The sequence below is a fragment of the Cohnella phaseoli genome (genome assembly GCF_003386235.1).
Lineage (GTDB): Bacteria > Bacillota > Bacilli > Paenibacillales > Paenibacillaceae > Cohnella > Cohnella phaseoli.
The window spans coordinates 70,785-90,328 of sequence record NZ_QRDZ01000018.1 but is presented as its reverse complement, the minus strand read 5'-3'; the positions used below and the strand labels follow the sequence as shown (position 1 = coordinate 90,328).

Sequence of the window (19,544 nt, the reverse complement as noted above, 5' to 3'; positions counted from 1 at the left end):
CCGTTAGTGAAGCTCGGCTACGGATACGCCCGCGCCGCCTTCCCCAAATTGGCCTAACCGATAGCTTTTTACATGCTTATGACGCCGCAGGAAATCCTGTATCCCGCTGCGCAAAGCCCCGGTACCTTTGCCGTGTATAATGTAAACCTGCCCCAGATTGCCAAGGAACGCTTCGTCGAGAAAACGGTCCACTTCCATAAGCGCTTCGTCGAGCGCCATTCCGCGCAAATCCAGCTCGGTGCGGATATTCTCGTCGCGGGAGCGTTTGACTGTCGTCGCTTGCGCCGGCGTCTTTGCCGACGATGCCGATCGCATCGGTTCCAGATCGGATAGAGACACCTTCATCTTCAAAATGCCCAGTTGAACGACGGCTTCTCCGCTTCCGACAAGCTCGACGACGTGCCCCTTCTGCCCGTTCAGGCTGTGGACCTTTACGTCGTCTCCCGCTACGATCTTCGCCGGCTTTGCCCCGCCTTGACGAGTCGGCCTGGAGACAGGATCGGGAACCGCTTCCTCAAGCCGTTTCTTGGCTTCGATCAGCTTATGCTCCTTAACGGATGCCCCTTCCTCCAGCGCCAACCGACGGAGATCCGCGATAATCTCTTCAGCCTCCCGTCTGGCTTTGGCGACCTGCTGACGAGCTTCCTCGCGAGCCGCTTCCAGCAGCTTTGCTTTCTGCTCTTGAAGCTTGAAGCGTTCCTCCTGTATTTCTTTACGCAACTTCTCCGTTTCAAGTCGCAACATTTCGGCCGTTCGTCTTTCCGTTTCGGCTTGCAAGCGATCCTGCTCCAGAGAAGCGATCATCGAATCGACTTTCAGTTCGTCTTCGCTCACTTCGCCGCGCGCATGATCGATAATGCTCTTCGGAAGCCCGAGTCTCTCCGCGATGGCGAACGCATTGCTCCTGCCGGGAACGCCGACCAACAGCCGATAAGTCGGACGCAGCGTAGCTACGTCAAACTCCATGCTGGCATTGGTGATCCCTTCCCGGTTGTAGGCATAAGCTTTAAGTTCGCTGTAGTGCGTCGTCGCGATCAGTCGGCATCCCAGTTTCTGCAGATGCTCCAGAATCGCGATAGCAAGAGCGGAGCCTTCCGCGGGATCCGTCCCCGCTCCAAGCTCGTCAAGCAGCACGAGACTACGGCTCGTGACTTGCCCGAGCATGGAAATCAGATTCGTCATATGGCTGGAGAAGGTGCTCAAGCTTTGCTCGATGCTCTGCTCGTCGCCGATATCGGCATAAATGCCGTCGAACACGCAAAGCCGACTGCCGTCCTCCGCGGGCACGAACAGTCCGGACATCGCCATCAGGCTGAGCAAGCCGATCGTTTTCAGCGAAACGGTTTTTCCTCCGGTGTTCGGACCCGTAACGATAATCGACGTGTAGCTCTCTCCCAATTCGATATCGATCGGCACGGCGGTTTTGATGTCCAGCAGCGGATGTCTGCCTTTATACAGAACAATTTTGCCTTCATCGTTCATAACGGGAAGGGTCGCGGATAATGCATGGGCCAGAGACGCTTTGGCGAAAACAAAATCGATGATCCCGAGAATTTCCGCATCGCCCGCGAGCAAATCCGCGCGCTCTCCGACCTCGGCGGTCAGCTTGCGCAAAATGCGTTCGACCTCGTTCTGCTCCTTGATTTTAAGCTCGCGCAGCTTGTTGTTCATCTGCACGACGGCCTCCGGCTCGATAAACAGCGTTGCGCCGCTTCCCGACTGATCGTGGACGATGCCTCCGAAGTGCGCCCGATACTCCTGCTTCACCGGAATAACGTAACGGTCGTTGCGCATCGTAATCAACGTTTCCTGAAGCATTTTCTGTACCGAAGACGAACGGATCAAGCTTTCCAGCTTTTCTCTGGCCCGGCCTTCGTTGACGCGGATATCTCTGCGCATGGAGGCCAGCTCCGGGCTGGCCGAATCGAGCACGTCTCCCTGCTCGTCAATGCATCTGCGAATTTCGTCTTCGAGAGCCTTAAAGTCGGTCAGCGGCTCGCACAGATCGGATAGCAACGGAAGTTCCGTCTCTTCACCGGCAGACGCAATAAAGCGGTTTAACCGGCGCGAGCCCATAATAAACTGGGCGACCTCCATCAGCTCCGGCGGCTGCAGCATCCCCTGCAGCTTGGCTCGCTGAAGGGAAGAGCGAATATCCGTAATGCCTCCGAACGGAGGCGCCCCTTTCAAACTTACGGCTCTGGACGCCTCGTCCGTTGCAGCCAGCCGGCGCTTGACGATTTCGAGCTCGCGGCTGGGGGTCAGCTTCTCCGCCTCTTCCCTGCCCAGGCTGGTGGCCGCAAGTCCTGTCAACCGGCGAATGATTTTATCGTACTCCAATGTATGTAAAGCCTTCTCGTTCACGGCAATTGTCATCTCCTTCGCCTATATTATAGCCGAATCCTTCATCCATGCGAAAGCATAGGGATTGAATCTTAGGATAAACTACTTCCAAAGGAGGTCGAAAACATGAATATCATCGGCACGATTGTTCGCTTTATTGTCGCAGCCATTGTCTTGATGGTTGTCGGCTGGCTCGTTCCTCAATTTTCCGTGGGCGGGTTTTGGAGCGCACTGATGCTTGCAGTCGTCATCGCCGTATTGGGGTGGATCATCGAAGGAATCTTCGGTAAAAAAGTGACCCCGTTCGGACGGGGAATCGTCGGATTCCTTTGCAGCGCCCTCGTCATCTGGCTGGCTCAGTTCGTCGTTGGCCACGTTGAAGTGACGGTAATCGGCGCGTTGCTGGCGGCTCTTGTAATCGGGATCATCGATCTGTTTATCCCGATCGCGTCCCCGTACGAAGCCGGCAAACACAGAAGCTAGCTACAGAGGGCGCGCAAGGTCTTTAATGCCTAAGGCCTTGCGCGCATCCTGCGTAAGGCCTATTTCTAATTAATGTCATGACTCTGCCATAGATTAAGCAATAGGCGCCCACAGCCTTATGATACAATGGTGTGCAGACGACAACGCCCAACGGGACGGACCGTCTGTCATTTCACCTTGTACGGAGGTTATTAATCATGCAAAGAAAATTCGCCTATTTCTTGACTATTGCAGCCTTGACGCTGATTTTATCGGCATGCGGAGGCAAGGATACAAACTCAGGCAGCAACGCTGGAGCAAGCGAAGAAACCTTTTCTCAAGAGGTTGTCGTTAAAGCGAGCAACTGGGAATTCGATCAAGCCGAATACGCCCTGCCGAAGGACACTCCGGTCAAGTTAACGCTCGAAAACTTGAAGGGTGCCCACGGGATCGAAGTTGTCGGTCAAGACATCTCGATCAGGGGCAACAAATCCAAGGTCGTCACTTTGCCGGCCGGTACTTATGAAATTCGATGCAGCATTATGTGCGGACAAGGCCATGCGCAAATGATCGCGAAGCTTGTCGTAAGCTAAACCTTCCAAATTTCAAAGGCGATTCATCTCGGACAAACGTCCGGATGAATCGCCTTTTTTCGCATGCGTTATTCTTGTTCCAGCATGTCGATCCATTCGTTGTATTCGCTCTGGAGCTTCTTGTATTCCTCGTTCAGCTTGGCGTGCTCGACTTGCAGCCGCTCCAGTTCCGTTCGGTACTTTGCTCCCACCGCTGCTTGTTCGCTCAACTCCTCAAGCGCGGCTGCATCCGCTTCGCGGGAAGGAGCCGCCGCCGCTTCCGCTCGTGCGGCTTCCAGCTCGCTCTCCACGCTCTCGACAGCTTCTTTAAGCGCCGAACGGGAACGCTCCAGTTCGACGGTGCGAGTTTCCAGCTCGCGAATCCGATCGGCCGCAGCTTGCCGCTCTTGCTGGGCTTCGGCCAGATGCGTCCGAAGCTCGCGGATCGTCTCGCTCCATTTCTGCTCCTGTTCATCACGCTCGGTAAGCTCCCGGATCAGACCCTCTCTCTCTCTTTGCGCTTCACCCAGAGCCTTCTGCTGAAGCTCCAAGCGCTCAGTCGTCTGAAGCTCGACCTCCTGCAGCATCTCCTGCTGCTCGAAGACGGTTTTCCTTTGGTCTTCCGCCTCCGCAGCCCATCGATCGACATCGCTTTCCAGCCGTTCGCGCTGCTCCTGCCACTCCTGCTCTTTGGCGCGCCATTGCGCTTGCTCGGACGACAAAGCTTGAAGCTCCGCTTTCACAGCTTCCAGTTCTTCCGAATAGATTGCCTCGAGCTCCTGCAATTCGGCAGCGGCATGAGCTTTCGCGTCCTTCAGTGCTTCAGCCAGAAGCCGCTCCGTCTCTTCTTTCGTCTTAGCCAGCTCTTTGTCCGCGATTGCTCTTGCTTCTGCGAGAGCAGCCTCCTGTTGGGCGCGTTCGGCGCTCACGCTTTGCTTGGCCTCAAGCCGTGCAGCTTCCAAGGCACTCGCGGCGTCAAGCTTCGCTTGCTCAAGCTCCAGCTCGGCTTCCAGCTTCGCTTCTTCCAGTTCGGATGCCGCTTTTTCCGCTAGCTCACGCTTCTCTGCCTCAGTTCGCTGTTTCTGCTCTTGCAGCTCTGCTTCGGCCCGTTCTTTCTCCGTTTGCAGATCTAGCTCAACTTCCAGCTTCGCTTCTTCCAGCTTGGCTGCCTTCTGTGCCAGCTCTTGCAGCTCTGTTTCGGCTCGTTCTTTCTCCGCTTGCAGCTCTAGCTCAACTTCCAGCTTAGCCTCTTCCAGCTGGGCCGCCTTCTGCGCCAGTTCATGCAGCTCTGCCTCGGCACGTTCTTTCTCTGCTTGCGAATCTAGTTCTGCTTCCAGCTTCGCTTCTTCCAACTTAGCTGCCTTCTGCGCCAGTTCATGCAACTTTGCCTCGGCACGTTCTTTCTCCGCTTGCAGCTCTAGTTCCGCTTCCAGCTTCGCTTCTTCCAGTTCGGATGCTTTCTGCTTCAGCTCACGCAGTTCTGCCTCGGCCCGTTCTCTCTCCACTTGAAGCTCTAGTTCCGCTTCGAGCTTCGCTTCTTCCAGTTTGGCTGCCTTCTGCGCCAGCTCCTGCAACTCTGCCTCGGCCCGTTCTTTCTCCGCTTGCAGCTCTATTTCCGCTTCCAGCTTAGCCTCTTCCAGTTCGGATGCTTTCTGCTTCAACTCACGCAGCTCTGCCTCGGCCCGTTCTTTCTCCGCATGCAGATCTAGCTCCGCTTCGAGCTTCGCTTCTTCCAGCTTGGCTGCCTTCTGCGCCAGCTCCTGCAACTCTGCCCCAGCACGTTCTTTCTCCGCTTGCAGCTCTATTTCTGCTTCTAGCTTCGCTTCTTCCAGCCTGACTGCCTTCTGCTTCAGCTCGCGCAACTCTGCCTCGGCCCGTTCTTTCTCTGCTTGCAGATCTAGCTCCGCTTCGTGCTTCGCTTCTTCCAGCTTGGCTGCCTTCTGCGCTAGCTCCTGCAGCTCTGCTTCGGCTCTTTCTTTCTCTGCTTGCAGCTCTATTTCCGCTTCTAGCTTGGCCTCTTCCAGCTCCGACGCAGCTTGCATACGTGCTGCTTGCAGCGCTAACTCGACCTCGAGCTTCACTTCTTCCAGCTTGGCTACTTTCTGCGCCAGCTCCTGCAGCTCTGCTTCGGCTCTTTCTTTCTCTGCTTGCAGCTCTATTTCCGCTTCTAGCTTGGCCTCTTCCAGCTCCGACGCAGCTTGCGTTCGTGCTGCTTGCAGCGCTAGCTCTGCTTCGAGCTTCGCTTCTTCCAGCTTGGCTGCCTTCTGCGCCAGCTCCTGCAGCTCTGCTTCGGCTCTCTCTTTCTCTGCTTGCAGCTCTATTTCCGCTTCTAGCTTGGCCTCTTCCAGCTCCGACGCAGCTTGCGTTCGTGCTGCTTGCAGCGCTAGCTCTGCTTCGAGCTTCGCTTCTTCCAGCTTGGCTGCCTTCTGCGCCAGCTCCTGCAGCTCTGCTTCGGCACGTTCTCTCTCCGCTTGAAGCTCTATTTCCGCTTCCAGTTTCTCTTCTTCCAGCTTCGTTGCCTTCTGCGCTAGCTCCTGTAGCTCTGCCTCGGCCCGTTCTTTCTCCGCTTGCAGCTCTATTTCCGCCTCCAGCTTCGCCTCTTCCAGCTTGGCTGCCTTCTGCGCCAACTCCTGCTGCTCTGCCTCAGCCCGTTCTTTCTCTGCTTGTAGATCTAATTCCGCTTCTAGCTTGGCCACTTCTAGTTCGGACGCTTTCTGCTTCAGCTCTCGCAACTCTGCCTCGGCACGTTCTTTCTCCGCTTGCAGATCTAGCTCCGCTTCCAGCTTTTCCTCTTCCAGCTTGGCTGCTTTTTGCGCCAGCTCCTGTAGCTCTGCTCCAGCCCGTTCTTTCTCCGCTTGCAGCGCTTGCGCCGAAGCTTGCTTTTGACGCTCCAGCTCCGCGTTCAAGCTTCCCCTTAGGCTTCCCAGCCGCTGTTCGGCTTTCTTCTCCGCCTGCTCAAGCTCCTCCGCAGCCAGCATCCGCACAGCCTGCAGCTCCGCTTCCGCAGCCGACCTTGCGGCTTCAAGAGCAGCTTGCGCGCGGGCCAGCTCCGCCTCCGAGTCTTTCTTCAGCGTCTCCAGTTCGATAGCGAATTCGACCTTGGCCAGTTCAAGCTCGTCTGCGGCTTGTTTTCGCGCCGCATCCAATTCCTTGGCCGCCCCGGCAACGGAGGCCTCCAGTTCAGCCGCAGCCTGCGTTTTAGCCGCACTCAATTCGGCGGCAGACCGCTCCTTAAGTTCAATTCGCTCCGCATCCGCTTGCTCGATGAATTCAGCCAACTCCCTAGCCGACTGTTCCCTCGCCGTCTCCAGCTCATTGGCAGACTGTTCCCTCAACGTTTCCAGCTCTCTGGCAGACTGTTCCTTAATAGCCTCAAGCCCCTGCGTCAGCGTGGTCCGGATCTTTTCCAACTCTTCGATTTGCTGTTGTTGGTCGTGCTCGATTTTCAACAGCTGCTCGTTCTCCCGACGCAAACGCAGAAGCTCGTCCGCGATATTTACGGCTGCGAGCACGGCCAGCTTGGGCAGATCAAGCCTCGGGTAACCGAAGTCTACCTTGTTCATCTGCTCGTTGACGATCGCAGCCACTCTTTTCATATATTCCGTGCTTGTATGCCCCGTTATCGTATACTGCGTTCCATATATGTCAACGGTGACACGCGTTTTATCCTGATTGCTCACGGCGTGGTCCTCCCATTGCATTCGTAGTGATTGTTATGTAACAAAAGCAGCGAATCATCCTCCGCCAATCGGCGTCTAGATGTATTCGCTGCCTGCCTTATCGTTTCCTGCCTATTTCCGAAGTTCCGCTCCGTAAGATTGTTCCAATTGTGCAAGCACGCGCGCATGCGCCTCTCCGACTTCCTCATCCGTCAGCGTACGTTCCGCGTGACGGTACACGAGCGCCAACGCGACGCTCTTTTTATCGCTGCCGATCCGTTCCCCGGTATACACGTCGAACACCTTCACCGACTCCAGCAGTTCGCCCGCGGAAACCGAGATCGTCTCCGTCAGCGCCCCCCCGGCGACTCCGCGATCCACAACGACAGCGATATCGCGCTCGATCGCCGGATAACGAGGGAGAACGCGATATTCGATGCTCGCGTCCGCATACTCGTAGATCGGATCAAGCTCAAGCTCCGCCACGTATGCGTCAGGCAAATCGAACTCCCGCTGCGTCTCCGGATGCACCTGGCCGATATAACCGATCTTCTCGCCCCCGCGCTCCGTACGAATGACGATCGCGGCGGTGCGGCCCGGATGGAAGCCGGCTGGCTGAGCGGCCTCGTAAGAAATGCGGCCCGTCAAACCAAGCCGGTCGAACGCCTGCTCCAGAATCCCCTTGGCGTCGTAGAAATCGACTGGCTCCGCAGTGCGGTTCCAAGCGGAGGAACGACGGTTGCCCAGGAGCAGCAACGCGAGTCTCGGCTTTTCGTTCGGCAGCCTCGTCAGCGTCGTTTCATCGGTATGATAGACGTTGCCGATTTCGAACAGGGCGACATCGTTGTTTTTCCGATTCAGGTTATAGGCGGCCGCCTCAAGCAGACTCGGAATCAGCGTCGTGCGCAGCACGCTGCGCTCCTCGCTCATCGGCATCGCTAACGCGATCGGCTTGGCGCCTGCCGACAGCTCCGCGAACAGCTCCGTTCTCGGCAGCGAGGTTACGGAATAACTGATTGCCTCGTGCAGGCCAGCTCCGGTCAGAATCGTCCGCAATTTGCGGCGAATCGCTTGCGGCCTTGTCAGAGAGCCCGGCGTCGTCGGTCCTTCGATCGGCGTCGTCGGAATTTCGTCGTAGCCGTGCAATCGGGCGATCTCTTCCACGAGATCGACATCGCGGGAGACGTCTCCGCGCCGGGAAGGAACCGTAATCTTCCATACATCCTCGCCGCTAGCTTCCACCTCGAACTGCAGCCGGGACAGAATCGTCTTGATCTCAAGCGAGGACAGCTCTGTACCTAGCATGTTGTTGACCCGAGAGAGGGACAGCTCGATAACGGCCTGCTGCTGCGTGGACTCCTCAGCCTCGGCGACGCCTTCGGTCACTAATCCTTCGGCGTAACGAGCCATCAGTCCCGCCGCGCGATCCAGCGCCGCGCGCACCCGCTCCGGATCGGTCTCCTTTTCGAAGCGAGCCGACGCCTCCGAGCGCAGACCCAGTTGGCGCGAAGTCCGCCGAACCGTGCTGCCGTCGAATTTCGCCGATTCCAGAATAATGTCCGTCGTGCCCTCCGACACCTCGGAGTTCGCGCCGCCCATCACGCCGGCAAGGCCGATCGCCTTCTCCGCGTCCGCAATGACGAGCATGTGCGGCTCCAGCTTGCGCTCCTGGCCGTCGAGCGTCTCCAAGGTTTCTCCAGCCCGCGCCAGACGAACGTCGATCCGCCCGCCCGCAACCTGCGCTGCATCAAACGCATGCAGCGGCTGGCCGTATTCGAGCATGACATAGTTCGTAATATCGACGATGTTGTTGATCGGACGAACGCCAGCCGCGATCAGACGATTCTGCATCCATTGCGGCGCAGGTCCGATTTTCACTCCTTTAATGTAGCGAGCGGTATAGAGCGAACAATGCTCAGGAGAACTAATCGATACGCGGACGTAATCCGAAGTAACTTCCGCAGCAGGATATACGGCCGCATCCGGCAAATTCAACGGACGTCCCGTCAGCGCCGACACCTCGTAAGCCACGCCGAGCATGCTGAGGCAATCCGAACGGTTCGGCGTCAGGTCGAGTTCGAGAATCGAGTCGTCCAAAGCGAGCACGTCCAAAATGTCGCGTCCGATCTCCGTGTCGGACGGAAGCACGAGAATGCCTTCTTGTTGCTCCTTCGGCAGCAGTTTGTCGTTGATACCGAGCTCGCGCGCCGAACAGATCATCCCCTGCGACTCCACGCCGCGCAGCTTCGCGCGCTTGATATTGAGGCCACCCGGCAGCTTAGCGCCGACAACGGCGACCGGAACCTTCATGTCCGCGTCAACGTTAGGCGCACCGCAGACGATCTGCAAATCCTCGCCCGTTCCGGCGTCGACAGTGCAAACGCTCAGCTTATCCGCATCGGGATGCTTCTCTCTTTTTTTCACATAGCCGACGACTACGCCGGTAACGCCCGCATTGCGGGACGGCACGGAATCGATCTCGATGCCTCCCCGCGTCATCATCTCCGCCAATTGCTCGGCAGGAATGCCGCTTAAATCGATATAATCGGATAACCACCGATAGGATACGTTCATGGGAAACTCCCCTCGTTTTTATCGTAATTTTTTCTCGTTATATTTTGGCGAACTGACTCAAGAACTTCGTGTCGTTCGCGTAGAAATGACGGATATCGTCAATGCCGTATTTCAGCAGCGCGATCCGTTCCACGCCCATGCCGAACGCAAAGCCCGTTACTTCGTTCGGGTCGTAGCCGCCGTATTCAAGCACCTTCGGGTGTACCATGCCGCAGCCGAGAATTTCGATCCAGCCGGTATGCTTGCACATTCGGCAGCCGCTGCCGCCGCACTGGGCGCAGGTAACGTCTACCTCGGCGCTCGGCTCCGTGAACGGGAAGAAGCTCGGACGCAGGCGAATTTGCATTTGCGGCCCGTACATTTCCTGCACGAACTGCAGCAGCGTTCCCTTCAGGTCGCTCATCCGAATGTTCGGCCCGATGACCAGCCCTTCGATCTGATGGAACATAAACGAATGCGTCGCGTCGTCGTCGTCTCGGCGATACACCTTGCCGGGGCAGATAACTTTGACCGGCGTCCGGCCGTTCGCAGCCTTCATCGTACGAATCTGTACCGGAGACGTCTGCGTGCGCAGCAAAATCTCGTCCGTAATGTAGAAGGAATCCTGCATATCGCGTGCGGGGTGGTTTTTCGGCAGATTAAGCGCCTCGAAGTTGAAGAAGTCGGTTTCGACCTCCGGCCCTTCCGCCACCGTATACCCCATCCCGATGAAAATATCTTCGATTTCCTCGACGATTTTGTTCAAAGGATGAATGGCGCCGGCGCCGACCGCCTTGCCCGGCAGCGTAACGTCGATCGTCTCCGCTTGCAGACGGCGCGCTGTCTCGGCCTGCTCAAAGCCGGTCTGCTTCTCCGCGATGACCGCTTCAATCGCCGCGCGAACCTCGTTGCCTACCTGTCCGATGATCGGACGCTCCTCGGCGCTGAGGGAGCCCATGCCGCGCAAAATTTCGGTGAGCTGCCCCTTCTTGCCCAAATAATGCACGCGGAGATCGTTCAGCGCGACGGCGTCCGCCACGGTTTGCAGCTTATCCAGCGCTTCGCTCCGCAAAGCCTCTAATCGTTCCTTCATCACCATTCTCCTTCTCGCGACAAAATAAAAAGCCTTCTCTCCCGTAAGGGACGAAAAGACCGTGGTACCACCCTTGTTGGAATGCCGCTGCCCATCATCGGACGCACGCCTTATTCGGCGCTCGGACATTCCCGCTTCGTACGGCGTAACGGGCCGCAAGCCGGTATCTCCTACTGAACGGCCGCAGCCGAACGTTCAGAGATCTGCTCCGGAGCGAACTTCGGCAGCCTGATTTCTTAGGAACGCTCGCAATCTTCGGCGCTCCCTCCCTGTAAGAAGGCACTGCTTACTTTTCTCCATCGTTGCATTTGTGCATTTATTGATCATTATAGGGGATCGGAGAACCGCAAGCAAGCCGATTATCGCAAAAACCGCCTCTTTTCCGCAAATGCGCCATGCCAAAGTGAGCCTGTTCCTTCCCCTAGCGCAAAGGCTTCCGAAATCGCCGCGGCCACGAACGCTTTCGCTTCACGACAGGCCTCCTCCGGCAGCGCTCCTTTCGCCAGCAAAGCCGCGATGGCGGACGCCGTCGTACAGCCCGTGCCGTGCGTATGGGGAGTCGGATACCTCGGTCCGGCGAACCGCTTTGTCTCCCCGGGACGCTCGGCGGAGACGAATACGTCGACGGCCTCCTCTCCGCTCCAATGTCCGCCCTTAAGAAACACATGCCTGGAGCCCAACGCGAGCAGCCGCTTCGCCAATCGCTCCATGTCCGTCATCGTTCGAATGTCGCCGGAATGGACGCCGAGCAGCCGACAAGCCTCCGGCAAGTTCGGCGTGACGACTTCCGCCATCGGCAGCAGCAGACGCTTCATCGCTTCGAACGCGCCGCCGTCCATAAGCCGCGAACCGTCCGAGGCAGCGCCCACAGGATCGACGACAAGCCGCTTGACCCGATGCCTCGCGAACGACCTTGCCGACGCTTCGACATGGGCGGTCGCGGGCAGCATTCCCGTCTTGACGGCATCGGTTCCAATGTCGGACAGCACGCTTTCGAGCTGCGCCCCCACCATGTCAGGCGAGACGTTGTCCACGCGCTGCACTCCCAGGCTGTTTTGCGCCGTCACCGCCGTCACGACGCTCATCCCGTATACGCCAAGCTCCTGAAACGTCTTCAGATCCGCCTGAATGCCCGCTCCCCCGCCCGAATCCGAGCCGGCGACCGTCAAAGCCAGCGGACGGCGAAAAGCAGATGCTTCCCTGGACGACCGGGCGCCCTCTCTCATCCCAAGCCCCTCCTCGTCCCCGCTACACAGAACCGCTCGATCCCGAAAGCATTCTCATACCCTTTTTCGCCGGCCTTCCCTTCCAACAGATCTCCCACCAGCGCAGCCGTCGACGGAGCCAGCAAAATACCGTTGCGATAATGGCCGCACGCCAGCACCAACTCCGAAACCTCGGGGACAGGGCCGATCAGCGGCCAGCCGTCCAACGTCGCGGGCCTTAGGCCCGCCCAGCCCCGCGAGGGAGGGATACCGCCAAGGAAAGGCAGCGCGCGATCGCTCCAGCGCTTCAGCCGTCCAATCCCCTGCTCTGTGACGCTCCGCTCAAAACCGGCGACATCTTCCGAGGCTCCGCATACGAGGCTCCCGTCTTTTTTGCCGACCCAGTACGCTTGGCTGGAAAAAATCATATGACGGACAGGATCGCCTTTCCCGTCATACGCGCAAATTTGCCCCCGGATCGGATGAACCGGCACGTCGACGGGCAGCCACTCTCGCACGAATCCGCTCCATGCTCCGGCGCACACGACGACCCGATCCGCCAGCCAGCTTCCCGCGCCCGCGGTTCGGACGACGACGCCTGTGCCGGCTACCCTCTCCATTCCCGTAACGCGTCCGGCATGGGCCACGAGCCTCACCCCGGCCCGGCGACACGCTTCCTCCGCCGCTCCGACCAGCTTCGGCGCGAACACATGACTCTCGCCGGGACAATAGAGCGCGCCTAACGCCCGATCGGACAACTTCGGCTCCCGGCGGCGCAGCTCCGCCGCTCCGAGCAGCTCGAATCCGGCCCCGTGCCGGCTCTGCCATTCGAGCCTCGCGCGCAGGGACAGGAAATCCGCCTCATGAAACGCGACGTTCAAGCTCCCGCTGCGCTGCAATTCAGCCGAATGACCGGTCAGCTCCTCAAGTTCGCGAACCCAGTCCGGGTATCGCGAATGGCTGTCCGCGCACAGCCGGAAAAACGCGTCGGGGCTTTCGGGATTTTCCGAGAACGGCGCCAACATTCCCGCAGCCGCCCCGGAGGCTTGACCGCCGAACGCCTCCGCCTCCAGCACCGTGACGCGGAAGCCCCGCTTGGCCGCCTCCCAGGCGCTGGACAGCCCGATGATGCCGCCACCGAGGATCAGCACCTCCGCGGTTTGCGTCGACTTCACACCCCCGGCCGATTGCACCGACTTCGCGATCCCTCTCCCGGGCTTCGCTTCCGCGCTTCCTTTCGACGCCCCGCTCACGTTTTCCCCTCCCGGGCTTCGGGTCTGAACAGCCGTCCCTCCAGTTCGCTGCTGGCAGAGGCATAGCGCTTCCGGGGAATGCGTCCGGCCAGCCGGGACAGCCGTCCCGCTTCGATTGCCAGCTTCATCGCCCGCGACATCGCCACCGGGTCCACCGCTTTGGAGACGGGCGTATTGGCGAGAATGCCGTCCGCGCCCAGCTCCATCGCCTGAACGGCGTCCCCGGCCGAGCCGAGTCCCGCATCCACGATAACGGGAACCCGCGCCTCCTCGGCAATCAGGCCCAGGTTGTACGGATTCAGGATGCCCAAGCCCGTGCCGATTGGAGCTCCGCCCGGCATGACCGCCGCCGCTCCGGCATCCTCCAGCCTGCGGCACAGCGCCGGATCGTCCGACGTATAGGGCAGCACAGTGAAGCCTTCGTCAGCCAGCCGTTCCGTCGCCTTCAGCGTCTCCACCGGATCGGGCAGCAGCGTGCGGGGATTGGAACTGATCTCCACCTTGATCCAATCCCCCAGCCCCGCGGCGCGCGCCAGCCGGGCGATTCGCACGGCCTCATCTGCGTTTCCGGCCCCCGACGTATTGGGCAAATAGATCAGCTCTCTGCCCGCGACATGCTGCAGCACGCCGTCGTCTTCATAGTTGTCCAGGTTGATCCGGCGCACCGCGAACGTAATAACCTCGGCTCCGGACGCCTCCAACGCCTGGAGAAAAACGGCGGGACTCGGAAACCTGCCCGTGCCCAGAAAAAAACGCGACTTCAACTTCCGTCCCCCGATAACCATACCGTCTTGCACAATTGTATCCATTTCCATCCCCACGCTCAGCCTCCCCCGACAAAATGAACGAATTCGACCGAGCCCCCGCCTTGCAGCGGCGTCTCTCCCCACAGCTGGCGCGGGACGACCGCCCCGTCCAGCTCGGCGATGACGCTTCGGCCTTCCAGTTTGTACTCCGCCGCCAGTTCCAGCAGGGTGGCCGCCTGCGTCCGCTCGCTGCGGCCGTTGACGACAACGTCGATCTCCCGGACGTCCCCGGGAGCCGGCATCGGTGCCGACAAGGATACCGGTACGGATAGCGACACCGATTCCGCCAATGCTGCCTGCTCTCCCAGACGCCAGGCGTTAATCTTCCCCAGCAGATTGCGGCAGACCGATTCGGGATTGTCATGGCCGACGATGGCGGACACCGCGCACAGTCTTCTGGCCCCTGCCCGAAGCACTTCCTCCGCATTGGTCTCCGTAATGCCGCCGATGGCGACGAACGGGATGCCAATTTCCGCGGCCGCCTGCGCGACGTAAGAGGTCGTCACTGCTTGCCGTCCCGGCTTGGTGCCCGTCGGATAAACGGGACCGACGCCGATATAATCCGCTCCCGCTCGCTCGGCGGCGCGAGCCTGCTCGATCCGATGCGTAGAAATGCCGATGATCCGGCACGAACCGAGAAGCTCGCGCGCCGCCTCGATCGACAGGTCGTCCTGCCCGAGATGAACGCCGTCGGCGTCCGCGGCCAGCGCAACGTCCGGATGGTCGTTGACGATGAGAGGCACGCCGTACTTGGCGGTCAGCTCTTTCAGCCGCTTCGCCTTCTCGATCAGCTCCCGCTTCGGGCTCATCTTGTCGCGGAGCTGCACAATATCGGCTCCTCCCCTTAAAGCCGCCTCCATCACCTCCAGCATGCCGCGCCCCGGATGATAGTTTTCGCCGGTAATGACGTACAGCTTAAAATCCAACGGACGTTTCATCCGCTTCCCTCCCTGTCCCGTCGCTCAAATAATGCCGATAAATTTCCATCGCGCGTTCGGGCTCGCCCGCGCCTTGAATCAGCGCGCGTCCTTCAGCGAAAATGACGATCCTCTCTTCTGCCGCCGTTGAAGCACGCAGCAAATACCGATTGTCGGCGGTAATGGCGCAGCCCGCCGCAACCAGCCGCCTTCTCCACTCTGACAGCGACACCGACGGCTTCAGCGCTAACTGAAACGTATCCCTTCCGCACAGGACGATCAGCTTTGCCGCCTCCCGATCGTCGCCGAACAAAGCATTTCCCGTCGCACTCTCTGAGCGGTCGGCAATCGAGACATCTTCCGCCGCGACCGCCCTTCTAACACAGAGCAATGCCGCTTCAGTCGCATTTTGCTCCTTGGCCCGTTCGCCGTTCGCAGAGAGGCGGAAGGAGTCTCCATGCTCCGCAAGCTCCCGGCGAGCAGCTGCCGCCGACTCCCCCCACCCGCAATAAGGGCACGGTTCAACCGGCGGCGGCAGCTTCCATTCCTTGACGGAGAAATGCCACGCATCCACGGTCAGCCACGTCCCGCGCAGCGCCGAGCGATTGCCCGTCAGCGCCTTCAGCGCCTCCGCCGCCTGCAATGCGGCCACCATCTCCACCGCGGGCGAGATGACGCCGAGCGTATCGCAGGTCGGCCCGTCTTCGCCGCCCGGCGCCTCCTCGCCAAGCAGACAGCGCAGGCAGCAGTGGTCGCCGGGAACGAGCAGCGCGGTCATTCCCCCGGAGCCCGCGACGCCGCCGTACACGAGCGGAATGCCGCGGCTGAAGCAGGCGTCGCTGAGCAGCAGCCGGGTCGCCGCATTGTCGGTGCCGTCGAGCACCAGGTCGACGTCCGCCGCCAGCGACTCCGCGTTGCGCCGATCCACGTCGGCCACGAAAGCCTCGATCCGCGCCCTGCCGTTGACCCGGCGCAGCTTCGCCGCGGCGGCGACCGCCTTGGGCAGCGCCGCTTCCGCGTCCTCCTCGTCGTACAGCGTCTGCCGGTGCAGATTGCTCAGCTCCACATAGTCCCGATCGACGAGGCGCAGGCGGCCCACTCCGGCCCGGACCATATGCTGGGCGAGCGAAGCGCCCAGCGCCCCGGCGCCTACGACAAGCACGCTCGCCTCGCCGAGCCGCCGCTGTCCCTGCGCGCCGATCGGAGCGAAGCGGATCTGCTGGGAGTAGCGCTCCTCCGCCTCCGTCTCCGCTTCCCTAAGCATAGATCCGGCTTCCCCCGGCCTTAAACGCTTCCGCCTGCTCCTGCATGCCGGCCTCCAGCGCTTCCTCCTCCGCTACGCCGTGCTTCTCCGCGTAATCGCGAATGTCCTGCGTAATGCGCATGCTGCAAAACTTCGGTCCGCACATCGAGCAGAAATGCGCCGATTTGGCCGCCTCCGCCGGCAGCGTCTCATCGTGGTAGGCCATGGCGCGCTCCGGATCGAGCGACAGATGGAATTGGTCTCTCCAGCGGAATTCGAATCTCGCCTTGGAGAGCGCATCGTCGCGCAGCCGCGCCCGCGGGTGGCCCTTCGCCAGATCGGCGGCATGGGCGGCGATCTTGTAGGCGATGACGCCGTCCTTGACGTCCTCCTTGTTCGGCAAGCCGAGATGCTCCTTCGGCGTCACGTAGCAGAGCATCGCCGTCCCGAACCAGCCGATCATCGCGGCGCCGATCGCGGATGTAATATGGTCGTATCCCGGAGCGATGTCGGTCGTCAGCGGCCCCAGCGTGTAGAACGGCGCCTCCTTGCACACCTCCATCTGCCGGTCGACGTTTTCCTTGATCAGATGCATCGGCACGTGGCCGGGTCCTTCGATCATCACCTGCACATCGTGCTTCCACGCGATCTCGGTCAGCTCGCCGAGCGTGTCCAGCTCCGCGAACTGCGCCTCGTCGTTGGCGTCGGCGATCGAACCGGGCCGCAGACCGTCTCCGAGCGAGAAGCTGACGTCGTAGGCTTTCATAATCTCGCAAATGTCCTCGAAATGCGTATACAGGAAGTTCTCCTTGTGATGAGCCAGACACCAGGCCGCCATAATCGAGCCGCCGCGGGAGACGATGCCGGTCACCCGCTTCGCCGTCAGCGGAATATAGCGCAGCCGCACCCCGGCATGAATCGTGAAGTAATCGACGCCCTGCTCCGCCTGCTCGATCAGCGTGTCGCGGAACACCTCCCAGCTCAGCTCCTCCGCCTTGCCTCCGACCTTCTCCAACGCCTGGTAGATCGGCACCGTGCCGACCGGAACCGGGGAATTGCGAACGATCCATTCTCGGGTCGTGTGAATATTTTTGCCTGTGGACAGGTCCATGATCGTATCGGCTCCCCAGCGGGTCGCCCACGTCATCTTCTCAACCTCCTCCTCGATCGAGGAGGCGACGGCCGAGTTGCCGATGTTGGCGTTAATCTTGACATGAAAATGCCGCCCGATAATCATCGGCTCGCACTCGGGATGGTTAATGTTCGCCGGGATAATCGCTCGCCCCGCAGCTACCTCCGCCCGTACAAATTCCGCGCTCATCCCTTCGCGCAGCGCGATATATTCCATCTCCGGCGTAATCCGCCCTTGGCGGGCGAAGTGCAGCTGCGTCACGTTGCGCCCTTCCGCCGCCCGCAAGCAGCGGTTATGCGGCTTGGGAAATACCTCCGCGCCCCTCTTCTCCGCCGCATCGGCCGTCGCAAAGCCGTTGTCCTCAGGCCGCACCTCACGTCCCTCGTACTCGACCGTGTCGCCTCGTTCCGCAATCCAGCGTCCCCGAACGGAGGGCAGTCCCCGCCGCACATCGGCCTGAAAACCATCCTCCGTATACGGGCCGCTGGCATCGTACACCCGAATCGGATCGTTCGGCTCCTCCAGCCCGTTTCTCCCTGAACTCGGCTCAAGCGCGATCTCGCGCATCGGTACCCGAATGTCTTCCCTGTCTCCCGTCGCGTACACCTTGCGGCTTCCCGGCAGCGGCGTCGTCATCATCGGCATAACAAAAAAACCTCCTTAAGCGGCGTAATGTCAAATTCCGCTGGGAGGCCATGAGTAAGAAGATAAGAAACGACCGCCAGACTTGACGACGACTCCATTTCAGGCGCATGCATACCGACTGCGACACTCGTGCCGATACGGCAAGCGATGGCGAGTACGCGCGGTTCGCCCCTGCCGTTGCGCCTGTCCGCGGCAATCCGCCGCATAACAAAAGCCGCCCCGGCAGGGAGCGGCTGAATGTGTCACGCTCATGAAAAGCCATGACGCAAGCATGAAGAAGCCCGCGGCCATCGCCTTCCAAAGTCTGACGTACATTGCCCACTTTCCTACGCTGGCATAACCCAGATCAGGTTCAAAGGGACCAAGGCATCGCCTTATCTCAGCCCTTGCGGGCGCCCCTAGTGGAATTCAATGAAAACTTTACAATCGATTCAGGTTTCTGTCAACCCTTGAACGACGAAGCTCTTTTCTTTATTTTTCCGTTATAGGCCCCTTCCCGGAACGCCGCGATCGGATCGACCGGCAGCCCCTGCTCCTCCCGGACTACCCTCAGCAACGGGCCTACATCGAACTCGAACGCCTTGCGAACCGCTTCCTCGGCGCCCAGCACGTCCTGCCTTTCCTGCGCCGCGCGCACTTCCGCATGATCGACCAGCAGCGCCTTCGCATACTGGGTCTGTACGTTCAAGACCGAGCGGACCATTGCCTCGACCTTCGGCTCGATATTGTGCGATTGATCGATCATGTAAGCGATGTTGTCCACCGTGCTCCGAACGTCCGCGCATGCATCCTCTGAGGCGTGAACAATTTGATAAAAGATCAAAAACAACTCGTACGGATCGATCGCCCCGACAATCAAATCGTCGTCCGCGTATTTCCGGCTGTTGAAATGGAACCCGCCCAACCGGCATTCGTCCAGCAAATAAGCAACGATGTGCTCCACGTTCGTGCCCGGCGCGTGGTGGCCCGTATCGACAAGCACCTGCGCTTGCGGTCCAAGCTTGCACGCCAAATTGTACGCCATCCCCCAGTCCGCCAGATCGGTGTGATAAAACGCCGGCTCGAAAAACTTGTACTCGATCAGCATCCGCATCCCCGGCGCCAACGCCCCGTAAACCTCCTCCAGCGACTCCCGCATCCACGTTTTGCGCGCCCTTAAGTCGCCTTGCCCCGGGTAATTCGTACCGTCCGCGAACCACAGGCTAATATCACGCGATCCCGTCTGCCTGGCAATGTCGACGCATTCCAGCAAGTGCTCCGTCGCCTTGCGCCGAATCGTCACATCCGCGTTCGTCACGCTGCCCAACATATAGGCGTCGTCCTGAAACAGATTCGGGTTTATCGCGCCAATCGTGACGCCGAGACTCTCCGCATGGCTGCGCAATCCGTCGTAGCTGTCCGTTTTGTCCCACGGGATATGGATAGCGACGGAAGGACAAAGCCCCGTCAGCCGATGAACCTCCGCGGCGTCTTCGATTCTCTCGTACGGCGTTCGGGCGGCATAGCGGTTGCGAAACACCTTGAACCGAGTGCCCGAATCTCCGAAGCCCCAGGACGGGGTCTCGATTTTGAGCGACTTCAGCCTGCTTTTCACCCGTTCTACATCAATTCCTCTTGCTCGCTGCCGCTGCTCGAACAGCTGATAATCTTGGTCCGTCATA

The 19,544-nt window shown here is 59.8% G+C and carries 13 protein-coding genes, 1 riboswitch and 1 other annotated feature; of the genes, 2 read left to right on the top strand and 11 right to left on the bottom strand.

Annotated elements, in window-relative coordinates; translation table 11 throughout:
• Positions 1-3: 3 nt before the first annotated feature.
• A complete protein-coding gene (locus tag DFP98_RS21605; RefSeq protein ID WP_116062688.1) occupies positions 4-2,364 on the bottom strand; it encodes an endonuclease MutS2 in 2,361 nt (786 codons plus the stop codon).
• Positions 2,365-2,469: 105 nt separating this feature from the next.
• On the opposite strand from DFP98_RS21605, the gene DFP98_RS21600 reads away from it, so the two are divergent.
• The gene (locus tag DFP98_RS21600; RefSeq protein ID WP_116062687.1) at positions 2,470-2,826 is read left to right on the top strand and encodes a phage holin family protein; all 357 of its coding nucleotides are present in this window, start codon (positions 2,470-2,472) and stop codon (positions 2,824-2,826) included.
• Between the two features lie 197 nt (positions 2,827-3,023).
• Complete coding sequence (locus DFP98_RS21595) at positions 3,024-3,398, top strand: cupredoxin domain-containing protein (RefSeq protein ID WP_116062686.1); 375 nt, start codon at positions 3,024-3,026, stop codon at positions 3,396-3,398.
• Between the two features lie 68 nt (positions 3,399-3,466).
• Here DFP98_RS21595 and DFP98_RS21590 read toward each other — a convergent pair whose 3' ends face one another.
• The 10 genes from DFP98_RS21590 to rhaI all read right to left on the bottom strand — a co-directional run bounded on the left by DFP98_RS21590 (position 3,467) and on the right by rhaI (position 19,543).
• Entirely contained in the window at positions 3,467-7,057 is a 3,591-nt protein-coding gene (locus DFP98_RS21590) for a cell division protein ZapA (protein WP_181917840.1), read from the bottom strand.
• 111 nt (positions 7,058-7,168) lie between these two features.
• Complete coding sequence (gene pheT / locus DFP98_RS21585; protein WP_116062684.1) at positions 7,169-9,610, bottom strand: phenylalanine--tRNA ligase subunit beta; 2,442 nt, start codon at positions 9,608-9,610, stop codon at positions 7,169-7,171.
• A gap of 37 nt (positions 9,611-9,647) precedes the next feature.
• Positions 9,648-10,682, bottom strand: a complete 1,035-nt coding sequence (gene pheS / locus DFP98_RS21580; protein WP_116062683.1) for a phenylalanine--tRNA ligase subunit alpha — start codon at positions 10,680-10,682, stop codon at positions 9,648-9,650.
• 43 nt (positions 10,683-10,725) lie between these two features.
• Positions 10,726-10,994, bottom strand: a binding site (T-box leader).
• A 47-nt stretch (positions 10,995-11,041) separates the two neighbouring features.
• A complete protein-coding gene (thiD, locus tag DFP98_RS21575) occupies positions 11,042-11,908 on the bottom strand; it encodes a bifunctional hydroxymethylpyrimidine kinase/phosphomethylpyrimidine kinase (RefSeq protein ID WP_116062682.1) in 867 nt (288 codons plus the stop codon).
• Positions 11,905-13,140: a glycine oxidase ThiO gene (gene thiO, locus DFP98_RS21570; RefSeq protein WP_246016631.1), complete on the bottom strand. Its 1,236-nt coding sequence runs from the start codon at positions 13,138-13,140 to the stop codon at positions 11,905-11,907. Before thiO ends, thiD begins: the two co-directional genes overlap by 4 nt.
• On the bottom strand, positions 13,137-13,949 hold the full coding sequence (locus tag DFP98_RS21565; RefSeq protein ID WP_116062774.1) for a thiazole synthase: 813 nt from the start codon (positions 13,947-13,949) through the stop codon (positions 13,137-13,139). Before DFP98_RS21565 ends, thiO begins: the two co-directional genes overlap by 4 nt.
• 14 nt (positions 13,950-13,963) lie before the next feature.
• Positions 13,964-14,884, bottom strand: coding sequence for a thiamine phosphate synthase (thiE, locus tag DFP98_RS39810; RefSeq protein ID WP_116062681.1), 921 nt, complete (start codon positions 14,882-14,884; stop codon positions 13,964-13,966).
• Positions 14,862-16,127, bottom strand: coding sequence for a ThiF family adenylyltransferase (locus tag DFP98_RS21555; RefSeq protein WP_116062680.1), 1,266 nt, complete (start codon positions 16,125-16,127; stop codon positions 14,862-14,864). Before DFP98_RS21555 ends, thiE begins: the two co-directional genes overlap by 23 nt.
• Complete coding sequence (gene thiC / locus DFP98_RS21550; RefSeq protein ID WP_116062679.1) at positions 16,120-17,883, bottom strand: phosphomethylpyrimidine synthase ThiC; 1,764 nt, start codon at positions 17,881-17,883, stop codon at positions 16,120-16,122. Before thiC ends, DFP98_RS21555 begins: the two co-directional genes overlap by 8 nt.
• A gap of 306 nt (positions 17,884-18,189) precedes the next feature.
• A riboswitch (TPP riboswitch) is annotated at positions 18,190-18,293 on the bottom strand.
• A gap of 32 nt (positions 18,294-18,325) precedes the next feature.
• Complete coding sequence (gene rhaI, locus DFP98_RS21545) at positions 18,326-19,543, bottom strand: L-rhamnose isomerase (protein WP_116062678.1); 1,218 nt, start codon at positions 19,541-19,543, stop codon at positions 18,326-18,328.
• Position 19,544 lies beyond the last annotated feature (1 nt).

Excerpts from the sequence above, each read along its gene's own strand:
- DFP98_RS21600 (WP_116062687.1), top strand. The coding sequence starts at position 2,470 with ATGAATATCATCGGCACGATTGTTCGCTTTATTGTCGCAGCCATTGTC.
- DFP98_RS21595 (WP_116062686.1), top strand. The coding sequence starts at position 3,024 with ATGCAAAGAAAATTCGCCTATTTCTTGACTATTGCAGCCTTGACGCTG.
- pheT (WP_116062684.1), bottom strand. The coding sequence starts at position 9,610 with ATGAACGTATCCTATCGGTGGTTATCCGATTATATCGATTTAAGCGGC.
- pheS (WP_116062683.1), bottom strand. The coding sequence starts at position 10,682 with ATGAAGGAACGATTAGAGGCTTTGCGGAGCGAAGCGCTGGATAAGCTG.
- thiD (WP_116062682.1), bottom strand. The coding sequence starts at position 11,908 with ATGAGAGAGGGCGCCCGGTCGTCCAGGGAAGCATCTGCTTTTCGCCGT.
- DFP98_RS21565 (WP_116062774.1), bottom strand. The coding sequence starts at position 13,949 with ATGGATACAATTGTGCAAGACGGTATGGTTATCGGGGGACGGAAGTTG.
- thiE (WP_116062681.1), bottom strand. The coding sequence starts at position 14,884 with ATGAAACGTCCGTTGGATTTTAAGCTGTACGTCATTACCGGCGAAAAC.
- DFP98_RS21555 (WP_116062680.1), bottom strand. The coding sequence starts at position 16,127 with ATGCTTAGGGAAGCGGAGACGGAGGCGGAGGAGCGCTACTCCCAGCAG.
- thiC (WP_116062679.1), bottom strand. The coding sequence starts at position 17,883 with ATGCCGATGATGACGACGCCGCTGCCGGGAAGCCGCAAGGTGTACGCG.
- rhaI (WP_116062678.1), bottom strand. The coding sequence starts at position 19,543 with ATGACGGACCAAGATTATCAGCTGTTCGAGCAGCGGCAGCGAGCAAGA.